The following is a 20,837-nucleotide window of genomic DNA, read 5'->3' as shown; positions in this document are numbered from 1 at the left end:
GCACACGCGATCATGCTGCAATGCGCCAATCACTGGAAGCCGCCACACCCTCGCCCTCATCTTCCGCACCGCATCGCGGACCACCGCCGCCACCGGCCGACGACTGGGCGCTGTTTCTCGACGTCGACGGTTGTCTGTTGCCATTCGCAGAACGACCCGACGCGGTCTCGGTACCTCCGCCCCTGCTCGCGCGCCTGAGTGCGTTGCGCGCCTCGCTGGGCGGCGCGCTGGCTCTGGTCAGCGGACGCAGCCTGGCAACGCTCGATCATTTGTTCGCGCCCGAGTGGTTCACGGCCGCAGGCCTGCACGGCGTCGAGCGGCGGTGCGCGGACGGCGCCACCCACGGCGCGCCGTCGCCCGCCGCGCTCGCGGCGATCCGCGACGAGGCCGTTGTCGTCGCTCGCAGCTATCCTGGCGCGGTGATCGAAGACAAAGGCGCGGCGCTCGGCCTGCACTGGCGCGCCGCGCCGCAGGCGGAGATCGCGCTGCGCGGCTTCGCCGAGGCGATGCTGCCGCGGCTGCCCGGCTATCAACTCCAACCCGGCGACCACGTCGTCGAACTGCGCCCCGAGCACGCCGACAAGGGCAGTGCGATCCTTGCCTTCCTTGAAGAGCCGCCGTTCGCCGGCCGCCGCCCGGTGTTCGCCGGCGACGACCTGACCGACGAGACGGGCTTCGCCGCGGTCAACGCCCGCGGCGGCATCAGCGTCCTGGTCGGCGACCGCACCGCGTCGGCCGCCCAGTTCGCGCTGGCCGACCCGGCCCAGGTCCACCGCTGGCTCGGCGTGCCCGCCCCGCTTCCCGCCCTGCCTACGGAGATCTCCCGATGACGCCAGCCGACACCGCCACCCTCGACCTGGGCCTCGTCGGCAACGGCAGCTTCGGCGCGCTGTTCGACGCCAGGGGCCGGTTGGTCTGGTCGTGCCTGCCGGCCTTCGACGGCGATCCGGCGTTCTGTGCGCTGCTCTCGCCCAAAACCGGCCACGGCGATTGGTCGATCGAGCTCGACGACTTCGCGCGCAGCGAGCAGCGCTACATCGAGAACACCGCGATCCTGCGCACCGTGCTCTACGACCGCCATGGCGCTTCGATCGAGATCCTCGACTTCGCGCCGCGCTGGCGCCAGCACGGGCGGTTCTACCGCCCGGTCATGTTGACGCGCCGGGTCCGCCTGCTCTCGGGCAGCCCGCGCATCCGCGTGCTGCTGCGTCCGCTCGCCGACTGGGGTGCGCGTACGCCCGAGAGCACCTGGGGCAGCAACCACATCCGGTTCCTGCTTCGGGACTTCGCGCTGCGCGCGACCACCGACATGCCGATCCGGCTGCTGCGCGAGGGCCTGCCGTTCGTGCTCGATCGCGACCTGCACTTCGTGATGGGCCCGGACGAAACACTGACCCAGCCGATCGCCGAGTTCGTCCGCGACGCCCTGCATCGCACCACCGATTACTGGCGCGAGTGGGTGCGCTACCTGTCGATCCCGCTCGACTTCCAGGAGGCGGTGATCCGCAGCGCGATCACCCTCAAGCTGTGCCAGTACGAGGACAGCGGCGGCATCATCGCCGCGATGACCACCTCGATCCCCGAGGCACCGGGCACTGCGCGCAACTGGGACTACCGCTACTGCTGGCTGCGCGACGCGGCGTTCGTCGTACGCACGCTCAATCGCCTGGGCGCGACCCGGACGATGGAGGAGTACATCCGCTACATCTTCAACCTGGCGGTTAGCGACGACGGCGACATGCAGCCGGTCTACGGCATCGACTACGCGCACGAGCTGACCGAGGAGGAGATGCCGGCGCTGGCCGGCTACCGCGGCATGGGCCCGGTGCGCCGCGGCAACCTGGCCTATGTGCAGCGCCAGCACGATACCTACGGCAGTGTCGTGCTGGCCTCGGCCCAATTGTTCTTCGACCGCCGCCTCGAGCATCCAGGCGATACAGCGACGTTCGCCAAGCTCGAACCGCTGGGCGACCTGGCCTGGAAGCTCTACGACCAGCCCGATGCCGGCCTGTGGGAATTCCGCGGCAAGGCCCACGTGCACACCTATTCCAGCGCGATGTGTTGGGCGGCCTCCGACCGGCTGGCGCGGATCGCGGTGCAGCTCGGCCTGGACGCGCGCGCCACGCACTGGCGCAAGCGCGCTGACACGATGCGCACCCGCATCCTGGCCGAGGCCTGGAATGGAGAACTCGGTCACTTCGCCGACGCCTTCGGCGGCGATCGCCTCGACGCCTCGCTGCTGCTGCTCGCCGACCTGGGCTTCGTATCGCCCGAGGATCCGCGCTTTGTCGCCACCGTCGATGCGATCGGGCGAACGCTGCGCCACGGCGACGGCCTGTTCCGCTACGTCGTGCCCGACGATTTCGGTGCACCGGAGACCAGTTTCACGATCTGCACGTTCTGGTACATCGACGCACTCGCCTCGATCGGACGCCAACACGAGGCGCGCAGCCTGTTCGAGACCATGCTCGCACGTCGCAACCACCTGGGCCTGTTGTCGGAGGACATGTCGTTCGAGGATGGCGAGGCCTGGGGCAACTTCCCGCAGACCTACTCGCATGTGGGCCTGATCATGGCGGCGATGCGGCTGTCGCGTTCCTGGCAGGAGGCAGCATGAGCCGCCTGGTCGTCGTCTCCAACCGGGTGGCGCTGCCGGACTCGGACCAGAACGGCGGCCTAGCAACCGCGCTCGACGCCGCGCTCAAGGAGGCCGGCGGCCTGTGGTTCGGCTGGAGCGGCAAGGTCGCGCGCGCACACTCGGGGGAACTGCACCGCGCCACCCACGACAACATCGACTACCTGACGATCGATCTGTCGCGCGAGGACTACGAGGGCTACTACAACGGCTTCTCCAACCGCACGCTGTGGCCGCTGCTGCATTTCCGGCTGGACCTGGTCGACTACAACGCGATGACCCAGGCCGCCTACCGCGGCGTCAATGCGCTGTTCGCCGAGAAGCTGGCCAAGGAGATCCGCGACGAGGACATCGTCTGGGTCCACGACTATCACCTGCTGCCACTGGCGCAGGAACTGCGCCGGCGCGGCGTGCGCGCGCGCATCGGTTTCTTCCTGCATGTGCCGTTTCCGTCGGCCGACATCGTCGCCGGGCTGCCGCACCACGAGAAGACGTTCGGTGCACTGGCGGCCTACGACCTGGTCGGCTTCCAGACCGAACGCGACCTGGAGCGGTTCCAGGACTACATCCGCCTGTTCCGCGGCGGCAGCGTGGCAGCGCGCGGGACGCTGCGCGACCACGACGGGCGCAGCTTCCAGGCCGACGCCTTCCCGATCGGCATCGACGCCTCGGCGATCGCGACGCTGGCGGCCAACGCCTCACGCAACCCGGCCGTGCGCCGGATGCAGGCCAGCCTCACCGGTCGCGTGCTGGCGATCGGCGTGGACCGCCTCGACTATTCCAAGGGCCTGCCCGAGCGCTTCCGCGCCTTCGAGCGCGTGCTCGACAAGCACACCGACCTGCGCGGACAGCTGACCTATCTGCAGATCGCCCCGGTCTCGCGCGGTGGTGTCGCCAGCTACCGCGCCCTGCGCCGCGAACTGGAGCAGTACGCCGGCCACATCAACGGCGCCCATGCCGACCCCGACTGGACGCCGATGCGCTACGTCAATCGCACCTACCCGCACGCGACGCTGGCCGGCTTCTACCGCCTGGCGCGCATCGGCCTGGTCACCCCACTGCGCGACGGCATGAACCTGGTTGCCAAGGAATACGTCGCGTCCCAGGATCCCCAGGACCCCGGCGCGCTGGTGCTGTCGATCTTCGCCGGCGCCGCACGCGAGCTCGACGGGGCCCTGCTGATCAACCCCTTCGACAGCGACGGCGTCGCCGATGCGATCGCCGCCGCGTTGAAGATGCCGCTGGACGAACGCCGCGAACGCTGGCAATCGATGATGCAGCGCATCTCCAGCTACGACATCCACGCCTGGCGCCGCGACTTTCTCGACCGACTCCAACAGACCCGCTAACCCGGGTCCAAAACCGGGGTCAGAGTCGCTTTTCCTGCGAGTTGGTCGACGCCCTCAGGCGTTGCCGCGTGAAAAGCGACTCTGACCCCGGTTTTGGGAGCCCGGCTTGGTTCAAAGAGGGGCGGGCTGGATGATCTCGACCCAGTAGCCGTCCGGGTCCTTGATGAAGGCGATCGAGCGCATACTGCCGTCGCTCAGCCGCTTCTGGAACGGGACCTCCAGCGCCTCGAATCGCGCGCAGGCGGCGCGGATATCGGGCACGCTGACGCAGATATGGCCGAAGCCGCGCGGGTCGCGATTGCCGTCGTGGTAGACCGGGCCGTCCTGGTGTTCGGTGCCGTGGTTGTGGGTCAACTCGAGCACGCCGCGCTGCTGCGCCAGCCACTGACGGCGCGCTTCGTCGTCGTCGGGGAGGGCCTCGGCGTCGTCGATCAGCACCAGGAAGTACAGCGAGAACTTCGCCTCGGGGAAATCCACCTTGCGCGCGAGGGTGAAGCCGAGTACGCGGGTGTAGAAGTCCAGCGATGCGACCGGATCCTTGACCCGCAGCATCGTGTGGTTGAAGACGAACTCGCACGTCGCGCGATCGCGTTCGGCGGCGACACCGGGGACCTGGGCGAGTGCGGCACGGGTCTGTGCGGTCATGGCACGGCTTTTCCGAAATGGCGGGTGCGCCATTATCGGTGATCGGCGACTCGCCTGCGGGCATGACGCGCAACGCTGCGTCGCGGCCCCATGCGCCCGCCCCGGCCGCCATCACCCCTCGCCGGTCTCCGGTTGCAGCCAGCCGCGAGCGCGGAAGACCGGGCCGACCAATGGCAGCACCGCTTCGACCTCGAACACACAGCGCCCGTCGTCCTCGCGCTCGTTGCCGCGCACGTCCGCCAGCAGGCGCGCCGGCAGCGGCAGCACGCCGAGCACGCGCGCCCCGACCACGTTCCAGTACAGCGTCCCGTCGTGGTGGTGCAGCACGCAGCGTAGGTGCAGGGCGCCACGGCGCAGCCGCAATTGGCCGTCGCGATGCCACAGCCGCCAACGCGCCTGGCCTCGTCGCGGCGTGGTGTCCAGTTCGCGCAGCCAGATCTCCCCGCGTGGCCCGGTCGTGCAGTCCAGGGTCAGCGCCGCGTCCGTGGCAGCGCCCGGCACGGCAGCCAGGCGCGCGCACAGTCGCGCCAGGCGTCCCCGACTGCGCTCGATCGTCATCGCGCCGACATGCCGCGCATGCCCGCGCGCGCCATGCAGCGTACGCAGCGCATCGGGCATCCGGAAGAACGCGGCGCCGAGCAGGGTCTGGAACAGCGTCGGCACCATCGCGCGGCCTGGAACGGATCGGGCGCGCAGAATAGCGCTTGCGCGCCCGGCGATCAGCCCGGATCGACAGCCGCGGGCGGTCGTCGCTGCAGGCCGAGCAGACCGAACGCCACCGCCAGGGCCGCATACGCGGCCGCGAACTGGAATGCGATCGCCTGGCGCAGCCCCTCCAGCTGCCAAGGCAGGACCAGCGCACCGGCCGGGTGCACCGAATGGATCACCCCGAACAGGGTCGCAACCGCGGCCAGCAGCAGTGTCGCCACGGCAGTGGCCGGGCGCCAATCGACCAGCGCGACCAGGGTCGTCGCCCACAGCATCGCGGTGATGATGAAGCCGTTGCCGAGCACGACGATGGTCGCCATCTCCGGCAGTCCGTGGCCGGCATCGAGCTGCGCGTACAGCGCAGCCATGCGTTCGGGATCGATCCACGCCGGATTGCCGAACTTGATGTTGAGCAGGTAGGCGATGGCCGGCAGGAAAGCCAGCGACACTGCGATCGCGTGCTCGCGCCTCGTGCTGTGAAACGCCTGCACGGTGATGTCGATGCCGACGAACACGATGATCGGTGCCAGCACCGCCACCGGCAGCCACTGCACCAACCCCGAGACCAGCCCGAGCACGCCGCCCAGGCCGATGAACAGTCCGGTCAGCAGCGTGTAACCGCTGCGTGCCCCCATGTGCTTGTAAGCAGGCTGGCCGATATAGGGCGTGGTCTGCGCGACCCCACCACAGACGCCGGCGACCAGCGTGGACACCGCCTCCACCAGCAAGACATCGCGCGTGCGGTAGTCATCGCCGGCCGCGCGCGCACTTTCGCTGACGTTGATCCCGCCGACCACCATCAGCAGGCCGAACGGCAGCAGCAGCGACAGGTACGGCAGTGTGGTCGGCAGTCCGGTGACGAAGCCCAGGTTCGGCCACGGCCAGGCGGGTGCAGGCCAGGTGACGTCGGGCACGGCGAACCCCGGCGACAGGCCCGACAGCCCGAGCCCGTAGTACAGCACCAGCCCGACCAGCAGCGCGAACGGCACACCCGGCAGGCGGAACGGCACCGGTCCGCGGGCGACGAGCACGTACAGCAGCAGCCCCAGTGTCGCAAAGCCCGCGACGGGCGAGCGCAGGGTCTCGATCAGTGGCAGGAAGCCGAGCAACATCAACGCCGCACCGCCGATCGAGCCCAGCAGCGCTGCGCGCGGCACGACCCGGGTGATCCAGTCGCCGGCAAACGACAGCAAGCATTTCAGTACGCCCATGACGACCAGCGACGCCATGCCGAGCTGCCAGGTCGCGATGCCGGCGGCCTCGGCGTCCATGCCCTGCTGGCGGAACGCGAGAAACGCAGGACCGAGCACCAGCAGCGCCATGCCAATGCTGGTCGGCGCGTCGAGGCCGAGTGGCATCGCGGTGACATCGTCGCGGCCGCTACGTTGCGCCAGACGCCGCGCCATCGCCGTGTACATCAGGTTGCCGACCAGCACGCCGAACGCGGTGCCCGGGAACATGCGTCCGAACACGATGTCGGCCGGCACCCCGAAAATCCCGACCAGCGCCGCGGCGATGAACCCCAGAATCGAGAGGTTATCGACGACGAGGCCGAAGAAGCCGTTGATGTCGCCGGGGACGAACCAGCGGGGCCGGGCGTCAGGGGGCGTGCGCGGGGAAGAAGCCATACGGATTCCGGTATTGGACATCGATCCCGGCGTTTCTGCGAAGGCCGGACGTGACAGCACCAGGCGTCACACGCGACGGCGCCGCGCCTCCCGCCGATTGCCCACCTCGGCGCGCCGCGAGCCATCGGGCGGGACGATCTTCAGCACTTCGCAGCGCGCCGGCGAGTGCCGGCGCGAATCGTTGAAGGATGGAGCGGCGCAGATGACAGATGCGCTCGAGCGACATGGCGGGATCTGGGGACGGAGGAGATGGGGTCAGAACGACACGTCGGCATGCAACTGCGAGCGCAGCACCGACAAGTGTCCGGTCTCGCGCTTCCACGCCAACCGGATCGCCTCGATCGACGCCGCGGCTTCCGGGGTATCGGCATGCAGGACCACCAGCTCCTTGGAGCGCAGCCGGCTGGGCGTGTTGCTGCCCGGCGGCAGCCACTGGCCGTAGACGTCGACGACGCTCAGACCGGCCGGGAACCGGGGCGAGACCTCGCGATCGAGGAAATCCAGCCAGCGCCGCTCGGCGGCGGCCGTCTCATCGGCGTCGGCCTCCCAACGCCCGGTGGCGAAATACAGTTCGGTGCGCAGCCAGCCGCGGCCCTCCGCGGGGCGCGTCGCATCGCCCTGATAGGCGGCAGTCACGCCCTGCCTTGGCGCGCCGGCAGGCACGGGGGCGCTCGCGCAGGCAACCAGCGACAACGCGACGAGCAACGGAACGGTGGAGCGCAACTCAGACGGCATGGCGATCGGCATCGACGAAGGAAGAGCGCCATCCTAGGCACTGGCGCGTCCGCAATTGTTGCGGCGCCGCAACACTGTATCGCTTTATGCAGATGGACGCATGGATCGTACGACGGGCCTAATGCGGCCCTGGCCGTCGCTGCACGCACGGCCATCGGCGCCGGGCCTCGCGCGCGTCCCTCTCCCCGCCCGCGACGGCTCCGGAGCCACCCCTTACCCGCCCCGCGCCAGGAGTCCGCATGCGTCGTCCGTCCGTCCGTCGTCCCCCCGCCCCGCTGGCCCTGGCGATCGCGTGTGTGATCTGCGCGCCGGCCGCCGCGCAGACGGCCGACGCCGATGGCGCCACGCGGCTCGACGCGGTGATCGTCACCGGCACCCGCGCCGCCGACCGCACCGTGCTCGAATCGACCTCGCCGATCGACGTGCTCGACGCGCAGGACCTGCGCCGGGCGGGCGTGGCCGGCGGCGAGTTGGGCAGCGCGCTGCAGACACTGCTGCCGTCGTTCAACTTTCCGCGCCAGTCCAACTCCGGCGGCGCCGATCACGTGCGCGCCGCGCAACTGCGCGGCCTTTCGCCCGATCAGGTGCTGGTGCTGATCAACGGCAAGCGCAGGCACACCTCGGCACTGGTGAGCACCGGCTCGAAGATCGGTCGCGGCGCCACACCGGTGGACTTCAACGCGATCCCGGTTTCAGCGATCGCGCGCATCGAGGTCCTGCGCGACGGCGCCGGCGCGCAGTACGGGTCGGACGCGGTCGCAGGCGTGGTCAATGTGATTCTCGACGACGCGGCAGATGGCGGTGCGTTCGAGGCCAGCTATGGCCTGCACCACACCGACCTGGCGCCGATCGGGCGCACGCTCACCGACGGCCAGACCAGCTTTGTCAGCGCCAAGGTCGGCACCGCGCTCGGCGACGAGGGCTTCCTGCGCGTGGGCCTGGAGGCCCGCAACCGCGAGGCCACCAACCGCGCGGGCTTCGACCAGGTGCCGCCGTGGGACCAGACGGAGGCCAACCTCACGGTGCAGGGTCGGCGCAACTACCACCTGGGCGATGGCGCGTCGCAGGATCTCAACGGCTGGTTCAACACCGAAGTGCCGATCGGCGAGACGGCGACGCTGTATGGCTTCGGCACCTACCACCAGCGCGATACCGAAGGCGCGAACTACTACCGCTACCCCGACGGCAAGGCGAACTGGCCGCAGGTCTATCCCGACGGCTTCCGGCCGGTCTCGATCGGCGAAAATCTCGATATCGGCGCGGTCGCGGGCGTGCGCGGCCAGTGGGGCGAGTGGCAGGTCGACGCCAGCCTCAATCACGGCCGCAACGAGTTCACGTACCGCCTGCGCGACTCGATCAACGCTTCGCTCGGGCCCGGCAGCCCGACGCGCTTCCGCACTGGCGACTACGCGTTCTCGCAGCGCCTGCTCAACCTCGACCTCAGCCGCGGCTTCGAGACGTTCACCGACTACCACACCGTCGCCGCGGGCCTGGAACTGCGCACCGAGCGCTACGAGACCGGCGCCGGCGACCCGGCGAGCTATGCGGTCGGCCCGTACGCCGACCGGCCGGCCGGCTCGCAGGCCGGCGGCGGGCTGACGCCGCAGGACGAGGCCGACCTCGACCGCGACGTCGCCAGCCTCTACGCCAGCCTGGCCAGCAGCTTCGGCGAGCGCCTGGCGACCGATGTCGCGGTGCGCTACGAGAACTACGACGACTTCGGCGGCGAACTGACCGGGCGGCTGGCCGCGCGCTACGAGTTCGCGCCGGCGTTCGCGCTGCGCGGCGCGCTGTCGAACAACGTCCGCGCGCCGGCGCTGGCGCAGACCGGCTACGAGTCCACCAGCACCGGCTACAACGCCGCTGGCCAGATCGTGCAGGGCCGGCTGCTGTCGGTGAACAACCCGATCGCGCGCGCACTGGGCGCGACCGACCTGTCGCCGGAGACGTCGATCAACGCCAGTCTGGGCTTCACCAGCCGCATCGGCCGGCGCTTCGACATGGCCCTGGACCTGTTCCAGATCGAGATCGACGACCGCATCGCGCTGTCGGAAGCGATCACCGGCGATGCGTTGACCGCGTTCGTCGATGCCAACTTCGATGTCGCGCGGATCCAGAGCGCGCAGTTCTTCGTCAACGCCGCCGACACCCGGACCCGCGGTGCCGAGCTGGTCGCCAATTGGCGCGACGCGCTCGCCGGCGGCCAACTGCACCTGACCGGGGCCTGGAGCTACGCCAAGACCGAGCTGCGCAACATCGTCGCCACGCCGCAGCAACTCGCCGCGCTGGACCCGGACTACGTGCTGTTCGGCGTCGAGGAGCGCAACACGCTGACCGACGCCGCGCCGCGCACCCGCGGCCAGTTCACCGCGACCTGGCGCGACGACCGCTGGAACCTGCTCGCGCGCGTTCAGCGCCACGGCAGCGCCAAACGGGTGTTCAACTTCGGCGGCGGCCATGAGCCCGAGCAGGTCTACGGCGCGCAATGGCAGCTCGACGCCGAGGTCGAACTGCGCCTGGCCCAGCGCTGGACGCTTGCGCTGGGCGGCCAGAACATCACCGACGAGTACCCGGACCTGTCGAACGAGGACATCTTCTACTTCGGCAACCTGCCCTACGACGTGCTCTCGCCCATCGGCAGCAACGGCGCCTATTGGTACACCCGCGTGCGCTACACGTTCTGACCCGACCGCGCCGTTGCTGAGCGTGCGTCACGCCGCGGGCGGCGGCCCATCGATCCAGGCCAGCGTCGCGATCCGGCCGCTACGGCCGTCTCGCCGGTGGGAGAAGAACGCGGACGGTTCGGAGATCGTGCAGCGTCCGCCCCCGTGCAGCGCGCCGGGCCGCAGGCCGGCAGCGATCAGCCGGCGGCGCGCCAGCGCGAACAGGTCGACCCGCCAGTGTCCAGGCCGGGTGGCGACGAAGGCCGCCGCCGTGCCCGCGTCCGGCCCCACGAAGGCGTCGTACACCTCGGCCCCGACTTCATAGGCCTGCGGCCCCGCCGCCGGCCCCAGCCAGGCGCGCACGCGGTCGGGCGGCGTGCGCATCGCGCCGAGCGTGCGCTCGAGCACCCCGGCCGCCAGGCCGCGCCAGCCCGCGTGCGCGGCGGCGACCTCGCGGCCATCGTCGGCGGCGAACACCACCGGCAGGCAGTCGGCGGTCAGGATCGCCAGCACGGTGCCGGGCACCGAGGTCACCGCCGCATCGGCTTCAGGCTCGGCGTCGGGCGAGGCAGCGCCCGCGCCCGGCGCGTCGAAACGCAGCACTGTGGTGCCATGCACCTGCCGCAGCCAGTGCGGCGGCGACGGCAGCGCGAGCAGCCGCACCAGCGCGGCGCGGTTGCGGTCGACGACCGCCGGGTCGTCGCCGTCGGGCGAATAGCGGTTGCCCAGATTGAACTGGTCGAACGGCGGCGGTGACGCGCCGGCGCCATGGCGCAGCGTGGTCCCGGCGCGCACGCCCGGCGGCGCGGGCCAATCGGCGGGCAGCCAGGCGCTCATCGGCGCGCCAGGTCGCCGTGCGCTGCGGCATCGGCACGCAACGCCTTGAGCAGGGCCTGCATGTCGGCCGGCAGCGGTGCGCTGCAGCGCACGGCCTCGCCGGTCGTGGGATGGCGGAACGCCAGCGTCTCGGCATGCAGCGCCTGACGGCGGAAGCCGCGCAGCATCGACGCGGTCTCCTCCGACGCGCCCTTGGGCAGCTTCAGCGCACCGCCGTACAGCGGGTCGCCGAGGATCGGATGGCGCAGATGCGCCATATGCACGCGGATCTGGTGGGTGCGGCCGGTCTCGAGCCGGCACTCGAGCGCGGTGTGCGCGCGGAACCGCTCGCGCAGGCGATAGTGAGTGACCGCCTCACGGCCATCCTCGCGCACGGCCATGCGCAGGCGATCGCGCGGGTGCCGGTCGATCGGCGCATCGGCCGTACCGCCCGAGACCAGCGCGCCGACCACGACCGCCAGGTACTGGCGGTGCACGTCGCGCGCCGAGAGCTGCTCGACCAGCGCGTTATGCGCCTCGAGCGTGCGCGCGACGACCATCACCCCCGAGGTGTCCTTGTCCAGCCGGTGGACGATGCCCGCGCGCGGCAGCGCGGTCAGCGACGGGTCGCGGAACAGCAACGCGTTGACCAGCGTGCCATCGGGGTTGCCGGCGCCCGGATGCACGACCAGGCCGGCGGGCTTGTCGATCACGAACACCTGGTCGTCCTCGTACAGCACCGACAAGGGGATGTCCTGCGGCAGCGCCTCGGTCTGGACGTCGAGGACGACGTTCAGGCGGACGATCTCGCCGCCGACGACCGGGTCGCGCGGGCGCGGCACGGCGCCGTCGAGCAGGACATCGCCGGCCTTGATCCAGGTGGTGAGGCGGGAGCGCGAGAACTGCGGGAACAGTTCGGCCAGGACCGCGTCGAATCGGCGTCCCGCGGCGGCATCGGGCACCTTGGCGGTGCGCTGGTCGGGAAGGTCGCTGGAGGCTGGCTGCATTGGACGGCTCGGATTCAGGCGTGGGCGACGGGCACGGGGCCCGGACTGGTATTATCCGCGCTTCGTGCCCCGACCGCCCATTGCCTCCATGACCCCACGCCTTGCATTGACGACCCGCGCCCTGGTGTGCCTGCTGCTGGCCGTGCTGGTCGCCACCGGCTGTTCCCGCGGCAAGACCAAGGACGACGAGAACGAGGGCGTGCCGGTCACCGAGCTCTACGACAAGGGCCACGCGTCGATGCGCATGGGCAACTGGAGCAACGCGGCGACGACGTTCCGCCGCCTGGTCGCGCAGTACCCCTATGGGCCGCACACCGAGCAGGCGCTGATCGAGATCGCCTACGCGCAGTACAAGATGGGCAACAACGAGGAAGCGATCTCCAGCATCGACCGCTTCATCCGCACGTATCCCACGCACCGCAACATCGCCTACCTGTACTACCTGCGCGGGCTGGTGAACTCCAACCGCGACACGGTGTTCCTGCAGCGTGTGTGGAGCCTGGACAGCAGCCGCCGCGACCTGGCCTCGCCCAACCAGGCCTACGCCGACTTCAACACCGTCACCGAGCGCTTCCCCAACAGCCGCTATGCCGCCGACGCGCGCCAGCGCATGGTCGCGCTGCGCAATCTGTTCGCGCGCCACGAGATCGAGACCTCGCTGTACTACCTGCGCCGCGGCGCGTACGTCGCCGCGACCGAGCGGGCGACCTATCTGCTGGAGACCTATCCGCAGAGCGAGTACCAGAACGACGCCATCGCCGTGCTCGCGCTCGCCTACGACCGGCTCGGCAACGACACCCTCTCGGCCGACGCGCGCCGTGTGCTGGAGCGCAACGAACCCGATCACCCGTATCTGACCGGCTCCTGGCCGAACGAGCCCTGGCGCATCCGTCGCCTCAACCCGTTCGCGACCGAGCGCACTGCGATCGACAGCGACCGCGACTGACGACACCACGCCGCCCCCCAGGGCGGCGTTCTTCGTTCGGGTCGGGCCCAGGCGCTTAAACTCCCCGGATGCCCGTCTTCCTCGCCCGCCTGCTGTACCTGCTCGCCACGCTGGTCGGTCTGCTGCCGCACATCGTGCAGCGCGTGATCGCTGCAGCTTCTGCAGTCCTCGGCCGCACGTTCGCGATCCGCGAAAGCCGCGTCGCGCTGCGCAACCTCGAACTCGCCTATCCCGAGCTCTCGCCCGATGAGCGCAAGGCACTTTGGCATGCGGTGCTGCGCACCACCGCGCTGCAGACGCTCGAGACACTACGGCTGTGGACACGACATCCGGCGCGCAACCTGCGCATGATCCGCGAGCAGCACGGCGTCGGGTTGTTCGATGCCGCGCTCGCCTCGGGCCGGGGCCTGATCGTCGTCGCGCCGCACTACGGCAACTGGGAGCTGCTCAACCAGTGGCTGGCCGCGCGCACGTCAATCTCGATCCTCTACCGCGCCCCCGAATCGGCAGTCGGCGAAGCCTTCCTGCGGCTGGTGCGTGCGCGCGTCGGCGACGCTACCCGCGTGACCCAGGTGCGCGCCGAGGGTCCGGCGGTGCGCCAGTTGTGGAAGACGCTGCGCGACGGCGGCGTGGCCGGGATCCTGCCCGATCAGCAGCCCAAGGCCGGCGACGGCGAGTTCGTGCCGTTCTTCGGTCTGCCGGCGCTGACGATGACGCTGGTGCCGCGGCTGGCCGAACGCACCGGCGCGACCGTGCTCTACGCCTACTGCGAGCGCCTCGGCGATGGCCCCGGGTTCGCACTGCGCATCGAACCGGCGCCCGAGGGTATCGCCGATGCCGACGTGCCGCGCGCCACCGCTGCGCTCAACGTCGGCGTCGAGCACATCGCCCGACGCGACCCGGCGCAGTACCAGTGGACCTACAAGCGCTACAAGGCGCGGCCGTCGGGTTCGCACGACGACAACCCCTATCTCGATCTGGAGCGCCGCCGATGACCCTGCCGACCGAGGGCCGCGACGACGCAGCGGCCGCGCCGTCGCCGCCGACATCCGTCGCAGAGCCCGCCCCCCCGGTCGACGTTGGCGTCTGGCAGCCGCTGCCGGTTCCCGCACGCACGCTATCGACGATCACCGCGCTGATCGGCACGCTGCTGCCGCTGGCGGCCCTGCTGGTGCCGGGACTGCTCACGTTCGGACGCTCGCCGCTCTCGCTGGCGGCACACGCTGGCGCGCTGGTGCTGCTGCCGGCATGGACGGTGTGGATCGCACGGCGGCGCTGGCTGCGCACGCGCTGGCGGCTCGACGACGACGGCCTGGGCATCCGCCGCGGGCACCTGTGGCGCAGCGACGTGCGCGTGCCGGGCAACCGCGTGCAGCACCTGGACATCCGGCGCGGCCCACTGGAGCGCGCGTTCGGCCTGTCGACGCTGACCGTGCACACGGCCGGCACCCGCAACAGCGCGGTAGCGCTGTCGGGCTTGGCGCACGCCCAGGCCGAGCGGTTGCGCGATGCGCTGGCCGCACGCGCGGCGCGTGACGACGACCATGACGACGCCTGAGCCGCCGCCGTTGCCGCCGCTTCCCCCTGCGGCGAGGCCCGACGATGCCGAGCGCCGGCTGCATCCGGCCTCATGGCTGTTCGTGCTGTTGCAGAACCTGCGCCAGTTCATCGTGCCGCTGATCGTGCTGCTGGTCGCCGGCCGGCGCGCCGACGACGGCCCGGCGTGGCTGCCGCTGATCGGCATCGGCGCGCTGGTCGCGGTGTCGGTGTGGCAGTACCTGACGTTCCGCTACCGCATTGCCGATGATCGCTTGGTCGTGCGCAGCGGGCTGCTCGAGCGCAGCGTGCGCCAGATCCCCTATTCGCGCATCCACAACGTCGCGGTCCACCAGTCGCTGCTGCATCGCCTGGTCGGCGTGGCCGAGGTCCGGCTCGAGTCGGCCGGCGGCACCCGTCCCGAGGCGCAGATGCGGGTGCTGCGCCTGCCCGACGCGCTGGCGCTGGAGCAACTGATCCGCGACCGTGGCCGGAGCGATCCGGGCGCGCCGCAGCCGGCATCGATGGCTGCGCCCGGCGACACGCTGCTCGCGCTGTCGACGGCCGAGGTCGTCAAGCTCGGGTTGATCTCCAATCGCGGCATGATCGTCGTCGCCGGTGCGCTGGCGCTCGCGTTCCAGGCGCTGCCCGACCGCACCGCCGGCCGCTGGCTCTTTGAGGGCGGGCGCGAGGCCTTCGGCTACGCCAACACCTTCGCCGCAACCTGGATGGCGAAGACCCTGGTGCTGGCCGGCGCAGTGGCACTGGCGCTGCTGGCGATCCGCGCGTTCTCGGTGGTGCTGGCGCTGGTGCGCTACCACGGCTTCCGGCTGCAGCGGCAGGGACGGCGGCTGACCGTCGAGCGCGGCCTGCTGAGCCGGTCGCGCAGTTCGGTGCCGCGCCGGCGCATCCAGGCCTGGACGCTGCGCGAAGGCGTGCTGCATCGATTGTTCGCGCGGCGCACGCTGGAGATCGACACGGCCAGTGCGCGCGGCAGCGATGGCCAGGGGCAGCAGGACGGCCGCGTGCTCGATGCGCTGGCGCCGATCGCGACGGCCGCGGCCTGCGACGCGATCGTCCGCGATGTTGCGGCGCTCGCCAGTTGGCCGCCGACGCACTGGCGGCCGCTGCATCGCCGGGCCTGGCTGCGGCTGGCGCTCGGCGCGTGGCTGCCGACCACCGTGCTGTGCGGGGTACTGGGCTGGTTCTTCGGCCGCTGGGGCCTGCTCGGCCTGCTGTGGCTGCCGTGGTCGGCGTTCGTCGCGCATCGACATGCGGCCCGCGCCGGCTACGCGATCGATACCGCGATGGTCGCCGTACGCGAGGGGTGGTGGCGTCGGCACTGGCGCTTTGCCGAGATCGGCAAGCTGCAGGCGGTGGAGCTGCGTCAGTCGCCGATGGACCGATGGACCGGCATGGCCTCGCTGTGGCTCGACACCGCCGGCGCGCAGCCCCTGGCACCGCAGCTGCGGGTGCGCTTCGTTCCGCTTGCCGAGGCCGAACGCCTGCATGCGGCGCTGTCGCGCGAGATCGCCCGGCGACCGCTGCGCTGGTAGCGCGTTGTTGCAGGTCGTTTAAATGAGAATGAATGTCATTTATAATGGGCGACTGCATTCTGTTACCTCAGGCGCCCCATGCTTTCATCCTCCTCGCTCCGCCCATTGGCCAAGTGGCTGATCGCCGCCCTGACCGCGCCGTCCATCGCCGTTGCGGCCGAGCCGCCGCAGGCCACCGATCTCGACGCGGTGCGCGTCGTCGGCCGCGCACAAGCGCTCTATCGCAGCGACGACGCTGCGGTCGCGACCCGTACCGGCACGCCGCTGTCGCAGGTCCCGGTCTCTGTCCAGGTGTTGCCGCGCGAGCTGATCGACGACCAGGCGGCCTACGAGGTCACCGACCTGTACCGCAGCATCAGCGGGGTGAGTTTCTTCAGCTACGCCGGCGTCACCTTGCGCGGCTTCCGCCAGGAGAACGTGCTCTACGACGGGCTGCGTGGCGACCCCTACGCGGGCTTCTCGGTACCGCAGTTGTTCAACATCGAGCGGCTGGAAGTGCTCAAGGGACCGGCCGGCGCGCTCTACGGCGGCGGCGAGCCCGGCGGCATCATCAATTACGTGACCCGCAAGCCGCAACGCCGCGCATTGCGCCGGGTCGAACTGGCGGCCGGCAATGCCGCCTTCGCTGCCGGTTCGCTCGAGGCGACCGGCCCGCTGTCCGACCGTGTGCGCTACCGGGTTGGCGTGCACGCCGACGGTGACGAGGGCGTGCGCTGGAACGCCGACAGCGAGAGCCGGATCGGCGACGCGTCGCTCGCCTTCGACATCGGCGACACCGGCGAACTGACGCTGCAGGTGACCGACATCGAGCAGAACCTGGGCGGCAACCGCCTGCGTGGCGTGCCAGTCGACGACGATGGTGTTTTCCTGACCGATCGCCGCTGGAACCACAACGAGGCCACGGACTTCCTGGACATGGACGCGCGGGTAGCGCTGGTGCAGTACCGCGCCTCGCCGTCGGCGGACTGGGACGTGGACCTGGCGGCGCGCTGGTTCGAGAACAGCGAGCACCAGATCTACCACGAGCCGATGGGACTGATCGACCGCGACGGCGACGGCCGCGCCGAATGGATGACCCGGCAGTTGCGCAACCAATGGCGCGACAACACCGGACTCACCTTGGCCGGCAACGCGGTCTGGCGCTTTTCGACCGGCACGCTCGGCCACACGCTGCTGTTCGGGGCGGACGGCTACCGCCTGGATGCCGACTTCGCCGCCCAGACCGCCAACAGCGCCGACCTGCGTCGCGGTGCCGGCCCGGTGCCGGGCATCGACCTGCGCGCGCCCAGGTACGGACGCAGTTCGTACCTCGACTACGGCCTCGACGCCCTGCCCTGGCGCAACACCCGCACGCGCGGGCTGCGTTACGGCGGCTACGTCCAGGACGAGATCGCGATCACACCGCGCTGGCAGGTGCTCGCCGGGCTGCGCTGGGACGGCTTCGAGGACGAGAACCGCATCGGCAGCAGCCGGATCAAGGGGAGCGACCTGAGCTGGCGACTGGGCAGCACGGTGACGCTGCGCGAAGGCATCAACGCCTATGCCAATGTCGCCAGCGGCTTCCTCCCGCAGGCCACGTCCAACCAGGACCCGGCGGCCGGCGGCCCGTTCGATGCCGAGCGCAGCCGCCAATGGGAGGCCGGCCTCAAGACCGCGCTCGCCGACGGCCGCCTGACGCTCGGCACCGCGCTCTACCGCATCGAGCGCAGCAATATCGTGCAGGCCACGGGGGGCGTGGTCGATGGCGTCAACCAACTCGCACCGCTGGGCCTGGTGCGCAGCGAAGGCGTTGAGGTCGACCTGCTCGCCGACTTGACCGCGCATTGGGTGCTCAACATCGCCTACGCCTACAACGACGCGCGGGTGATCGACGCCGGCAGCAACGGCATCACCAACGCTTCCGGGGACCGCTTCGCCAACGCGCCGCGCAACAAGCTGGGGCTCTGGACCCGGTACGACCTGCCGGCACTGGCCTCTGCGGTCGGCTTCGGCCTGGACCACACCGGCGAACGCCTGAGCATGGACGGCCAGCGGGTCAAACCCTATACCGTCTTCGACCTGAGCTGGCAGACGCACTGGCAGCGCTGGAAGTTCCAGGCCAACGTCAAGAACCTCTTCGACAAGGTCTATGCGGCCAGCGGCTTCACCGAACGCACCGGGCATTTCCCCGGCGAGCCGCGACGGCTGTACCTGCAGGCCGCATACACGTTCTGAGCCGATGCCCGCCGACGCGCCCGCCCACCGCCAGCGCCCGCCCGCCGCAACGAAGAAGGCCAGCGGCCGACGGCTGTGGTTCGACCTGCACAGCTGGGTCGGACTCAAGCTGTCGCTGCTGATGGGCTTCGTGTGCCTGACCGGCACCTTGGCGACGGTATCGCAGGAAATCGACTGGCTGATCTTCCCCGAGGCGCGGGTGGCCCCGTCCACGCAGCACGCGAGCTGGGGGACGCTGGTGGCCGCGGTGCAGCGCAGCTATCCGGCGTGGACGCTCGAATCGCTGGCCGCGCCGCACGCGTCGCGCTTCGCTGCCCGCGCGGTGATGCGCCTGCCCGATGGCGAGCGCCGCTTCGTCTGGGTCGACCCGGCCACCGGCCGGGTGACCGGCGACACGCCCTGGTTCAATGCCCAGCGAATCCTGCGCAATACCCATCGCCATCTGATGCTGCCGTTGAAGATCGGTGTGCCACTGGTGGCGGCGCTGTCGCTGCCACTGCTGCTCTCGCTGGCCACGAGCCTGGTCATCTACAAGCGCTGGTGGCGCGGGTTCGGGACCTGGCCGCGCGGCGACCGGCCGCGCCGGCTGTGGGGCGATGTGCATCGTCTTGCCGGTGTCTGGAGCCTGTGGTTCATCGCACTGATCGGGCTGACCGGAGCCTGGTACCTGGTCGAATCGCTCGGCGGCGATGCCGGACCTGCGGCGAAGATCGCGCTGCCCGAGGTCCCCGCCGCGGCGCCCGCCGATCCGGCAGCGATCGACCACGCGATCGCCGACGCGGCGCGGCGCTGGCCGCAGTTGCAGATCCGCGGCGTGCACGAGGTCTCGTCTGCATCGCTGCTGGTCGACGGCCAGGCGCAGGCCTGGCTGGTCCGCGACCGCGCGAACGCGATCGGCTTCGATCTGCGCCACGGCACGGTCGCCGGCCTGCGCGACGGCCGCGACATGGGCCTGCACCAGCGCATCGCCGAACTGGCCGACCCCTTGCACTTTGGCACCTTCGGCGGCTGGCCGGTGCGCTGGCTGTGGTGCGTGTTCGGCGCGATGCTGACCGCGCTGTGCGCAACCGGTGTCTACCTCTACGGCCTGCGTGTGGCCGACGCCCTGCGCGCTGCGCAGCGCCGGAGGCCGGCGTGACGCCGCCCGGCCCCTGGCGGACCGCCTGGCGCGGGATGGGACGCTGGCGCTGGGCGTGGCTGGCGTTGCTGGCGCTGTGGCTGGCGATGCTCAGTGCCGCACTCTGGGCCTGACACGTCCGATTGCCATCCCGGTCGCCTCGACCCGAGCCGGTATCATGCGGCACATCGACCCGGCGCGCCCCGACGCCTTTTCCCCGAGCGACCCCATGTCCATCCTGATCTGCGGCGGTGCCGGCTACATCGGTAGCCATATGGCCAAATGGCTCCACGCGCGCGGAATCCCGGTCACGATCCTCGACAATCTGTCGACCGGTCATCGCGAAGCAACGCGTCATGTCCGGTTGATCGAAGCCGATCTGGCCGACCCCGCCGGACTCGATGCAGCGTTCGAACAGGGCCCTTTCGACGCCGTCATGCACTTCTGCGCAAGCTCGCTGGTCGGCGATTCGGTACGTCATCCTCTCGACTACTACGACAACAACGTCGTCGGCACCCTCAACCTCCTGCGCGCAATGCGCTACCACGGCATTGGACGGCTCGTGTTCTCGTCAACGGCCGCGGTGTTCGGCGAGCCCGTGCACGCGCGGATCGATGAGTCGCACCCGACCCTGCCGATCAATCCCTACGGAGCCAGCAAACTCATGGTCGAGCGTATCCTGCGCGACGTCGCCCAAGCCCATGGGCTGCGCTCGGTCGCACTGCGCTACTTCAATGCCGCAGGCGCAAGTCCGGACGGGACCATCGGCGAAGCCCATGCGCACGAGACCCACCTCATCCCCAACGCGATCGCTGCCGCGCGCGGCGGCAATCGCCTGTGCATCTTCGGCGACGACTGGCCGACGCCCGATGGAACCTGTGTACGCGACTACATCCATGTCGACGACCTGGCCAAGGCCCACTGGCAAGCGCTGGACTACATGGATGCGCACGCCGGCGCGCACGCGTTCAATCTTGGCAATGGCCAGGGCTTCTCGGTGCGCGAGGTTGTGGCGGCGGTGGAAAGAGTCGGTGGCCTCCCGGTGCCGATCGACATCGTCGCACGACGTCCGGGCGATCCGGCGGTGCTCGTGGCGGCCAGCGCGCTTGCGCAGCGTGAGTTGGGCTGGCAACCCGACTACACCCGACTCGAAGACATCGTGGCCACCGCATGGCGCTGGCATGATGGTCCGGGCTTTGCGTCCTGACAACGCCCTGCAGCCGCGGCCGCGGCTCGCGCATATCATCCCGCTACCCGGTCCTGCATGCCGATGATCGGAACG

The 20,837-nt window shown here is 70.4% G+C and carries 16 protein-coding genes and 1 pseudogene; 11 read left to right on the top strand and 6 right to left on the bottom strand.

Going from position 1 to position 20,837, the window contains the following annotated elements:
* The first annotated feature begins 20 nt into the window (after positions 1 to 20).
* From otsB to otsA, 3 genes are read left to right on the top strand one after another with little or no spacing between them, the layout of a single operon-like run.
* The gene (gene otsB, locus ABE487_RS13315; protein ID WP_346452104.1) at positions 21 to 830 is read left to right on the top strand and encodes a trehalose-phosphatase; all 810 of its coding nucleotides are present in this window, start codon (positions 21 to 23) and stop codon (positions 828 to 830) included.
* Positions 827 to 2,617, top strand: coding sequence for a glycoside hydrolase family 15 protein (locus tag ABE487_RS13310; protein WP_346452105.1), 1,791 nt, complete (start codon positions 827 to 829; stop codon positions 2,615 to 2,617). The genes otsB and ABE487_RS13310 overlap by 4 nt, the downstream gene beginning before the upstream one ends.
* Entirely contained in the window at positions 2,614 to 3,984 is a 1,371-nt protein-coding gene (gene otsA / locus ABE487_RS13305) for an alpha,alpha-trehalose-phosphate synthase (UDP-forming) (protein ID WP_346452106.1), read from the top strand. The genes ABE487_RS13310 and otsA overlap by 4 nt, the downstream gene beginning before the upstream one ends.
* A 111-nt stretch (positions 3,985 to 4,095) precedes the next feature.
* Here the strand turns inward: otsA and gloA are convergent, their stop codons facing one another.
* The 4 genes from gloA to ABE487_RS13285 form a co-directional block, all read right to left on the bottom strand.
* Complete coding sequence (gloA, locus tag ABE487_RS13300; protein ID WP_346452107.1) at positions 4,096 to 4,629, bottom strand: lactoylglutathione lyase; 534 nt, start codon at positions 4,627 to 4,629, stop codon at positions 4,096 to 4,098.
* A 111-nt stretch (positions 4,630 to 4,740) separates the two neighbouring features.
* Positions 4,741 to 5,295, bottom strand: coding sequence for a DUF4166 domain-containing protein (locus ABE487_RS13295; protein WP_346452108.1), 555 nt, complete (start codon positions 5,293 to 5,295; stop codon positions 4,741 to 4,743).
* A 53-nt stretch (positions 5,296 to 5,348) separates the two neighbouring features.
* Complete coding sequence (locus tag ABE487_RS13290) at positions 5,349 to 6,965, bottom strand: hypothetical protein (protein WP_346441613.1); 1,617 nt, start codon at positions 6,963 to 6,965, stop codon at positions 5,349 to 5,351.
* 255 nt (positions 6,966 to 7,220) lie between these two features.
* A complete protein-coding gene (locus ABE487_RS13285) occupies positions 7,221 to 7,700 on the bottom strand; it encodes a DUF3574 domain-containing protein (RefSeq protein ID WP_346447266.1) in 480 nt (159 codons plus the stop codon).
* 239 nt (positions 7,701 to 7,939) lie between these two features.
* Here ABE487_RS13285 and ABE487_RS13280 point away from each other — a divergent pair, with 239 nt between their 5' ends.
* A complete protein-coding gene (locus ABE487_RS13280; RefSeq protein ID WP_346441615.1) occupies positions 7,940 to 10,384 on the top strand; it encodes a TonB-dependent receptor in 2,445 nt (814 codons plus the stop codon).
* A gap of 27 nt (positions 10,385 to 10,411) precedes the next feature.
* Here ABE487_RS13280 and pgeF read toward each other — a convergent pair whose 3' ends face one another.
* Positions 10,412 to 11,200, bottom strand: coding sequence for a peptidoglycan editing factor PgeF (gene pgeF / locus ABE487_RS13275; RefSeq protein WP_346441616.1), 789 nt, complete (start codon positions 11,198 to 11,200; stop codon positions 10,412 to 10,414).
* Entirely contained in the window at positions 11,197 to 12,186 is a 990-nt protein-coding gene (gene rluD / locus ABE487_RS13270) for a 23S rRNA pseudouridine(1911/1915/1917) synthase RluD (RefSeq protein ID WP_346452109.1), read from the bottom strand. The genes pgeF and rluD overlap by 4 nt, the downstream gene beginning before the upstream one ends.
* Positions 12,187 to 12,274: 88 nt before the next feature.
* Here rluD and ABE487_RS13265 point away from each other — a divergent pair, with 88 nt between their 5' ends.
* From ABE487_RS13265 to galE, 7 genes and pseudogenes are all read left to right on the top strand, one after another.
* Positions 12,275 to 13,132, top strand: a complete 858-nt coding sequence (locus tag ABE487_RS13265) for an outer membrane protein assembly factor BamD (RefSeq protein WP_346441618.1) — start codon at positions 12,275 to 12,277, stop codon at positions 13,130 to 13,132.
* 68 nt (positions 13,133 to 13,200) lie between these two features.
* A complete protein-coding gene (locus ABE487_RS13260) occupies positions 13,201 to 14,127 on the top strand; it encodes a lauroyl acyltransferase (RefSeq protein ID WP_346452110.1) in 927 nt (308 codons plus the stop codon).
* Entirely contained in the window at positions 14,124 to 14,690 is a 567-nt protein-coding gene (locus ABE487_RS13255; RefSeq protein WP_346452111.1) for a PH domain-containing protein, read from the top strand. Before ABE487_RS13260 ends, ABE487_RS13255 begins: the two co-directional genes overlap by 4 nt.
* Positions 14,677 to 16,224, top strand: a complete 1,548-nt coding sequence (locus tag ABE487_RS13250; RefSeq protein ID WP_346452112.1) for a PH domain-containing protein — start codon at positions 14,677 to 14,679, stop codon at positions 16,222 to 16,224. Before ABE487_RS13255 ends, ABE487_RS13250 begins: the two co-directional genes overlap by 14 nt.
* A gap of 174 nt (positions 16,225 to 16,398) precedes the next feature.
* Positions 16,399 to 18,438: pseudogene (locus tag ABE487_RS13245) on the top strand (TonB-dependent receptor); the annotation flags it as partial.
* Positions 18,439 to 18,442: 4 nt separating this feature from the next.
* Positions 18,443 to 19,576 (top strand): PepSY-associated TM helix domain-containing protein, encoded by a 1,134-nt coding sequence (locus tag ABE487_RS13240; protein ID WP_346452113.1) that lies wholly within the window; start codon positions 18,443 to 18,445, stop codon positions 19,574 to 19,576.
* Positions 19,577 to 19,784: 208 nt separating this feature from the next.
* On the top strand, positions 19,785 to 20,762 hold the full coding sequence (gene galE / locus ABE487_RS13235; protein WP_346452907.1) for a UDP-glucose 4-epimerase GalE: 978 nt from the start codon (positions 19,785 to 19,787) through the stop codon (positions 20,760 to 20,762).
* The last annotated feature ends 75 nt before the right edge of the window (positions 20,763 to 20,837 follow it).

Origin of the sequence: Luteimonas sp. TWI596 (genome assembly GCF_039674105.1) — a bacterium.
GTDB lineage: Bacteria > Pseudomonadota > Gammaproteobacteria > Xanthomonadales > Xanthomonadaceae > Luteimonas.
This window is presented reverse-complemented; position numbering and strand designations above follow the sequence as displayed.

Coding starts and splice junctions, on each gene's coding strand:
- ABE487_RS13295 (WP_346452108.1), bottom strand. CDS start 5,295: ATGGTGCCGACGCTGTTCCAGACCCTGCTCGGCGCCGCGTTCTTCCGG.
- otsA (WP_346452106.1), top strand. CDS start 2,614: ATGAGCCGCCTGGTCGTCGTCTCCAACCGGGTGGCGCTGCCGGACTCG.
- otsB (WP_346452104.1), top strand. CDS start 21: ATGCGCCAATCACTGGAAGCCGCCACACCCTCGCCCTCATCTTCCGCA.
- galE (WP_346452907.1), top strand. CDS start 19,785: ATGTCCATCCTGATCTGCGGCGGTGCCGGCTACATCGGTAGCCATATG.
- ABE487_RS13240 (WP_346452113.1), top strand. CDS start 18,443: ATGCCCGCCGACGCGCCCGCCCACCGCCAGCGCCCGCCCGCCGCAACG.
- ABE487_RS13255 (WP_346452111.1), top strand. CDS start 14,124: ATGACCCTGCCGACCGAGGGCCGCGACGACGCAGCGGCCGCGCCGTCG.
- ABE487_RS13250 (WP_346452112.1), top strand. CDS start 14,677: ATGACGACGCCTGAGCCGCCGCCGTTGCCGCCGCTTCCCCCTGCGGCG.
- ABE487_RS13310 (WP_346452105.1), top strand. CDS start 827: ATGACGCCAGCCGACACCGCCACCCTCGACCTGGGCCTCGTCGGCAAC.
- rluD (WP_346452109.1), bottom strand. CDS start 12,186: ATGCAGCCAGCCTCCAGCGACCTTCCCGACCAGCGCACCGCCAAGGTG.
- pgeF (WP_346441616.1), bottom strand. CDS start 11,200: ATGAGCGCCTGGCTGCCCGCCGATTGGCCCGCGCCGCCGGGCGTGCGC.
- ABE487_RS13290 (WP_346441613.1), bottom strand. CDS start 6,965: ATGGCTTCTTCCCCGCGCACGCCCCCTGACGCCCGGCCCCGCTGGTTC.
- ABE487_RS13265 (WP_346441618.1), top strand. CDS start 12,275: ATGACCCCACGCCTTGCATTGACGACCCGCGCCCTGGTGTGCCTGCTG.
- ABE487_RS13280 (WP_346441615.1), top strand. CDS start 7,940: ATGCGTCGTCCGTCCGTCCGTCGTCCCCCCGCCCCGCTGGCCCTGGCG.
- ABE487_RS13260 (WP_346452110.1), top strand. CDS start 13,201: ATGCCCGTCTTCCTCGCCCGCCTGCTGTACCTGCTCGCCACGCTGGTC.
- gloA (WP_346452107.1), bottom strand. CDS start 4,629: ATGACCGCACAGACCCGTGCCGCACTCGCCCAGGTCCCCGGTGTCGCC.
- ABE487_RS13285 (WP_346447266.1), bottom strand. CDS start 7,700: ATGCCGTCTGAGTTGCGCTCCACCGTTCCGTTGCTCGTCGCGTTGTCG.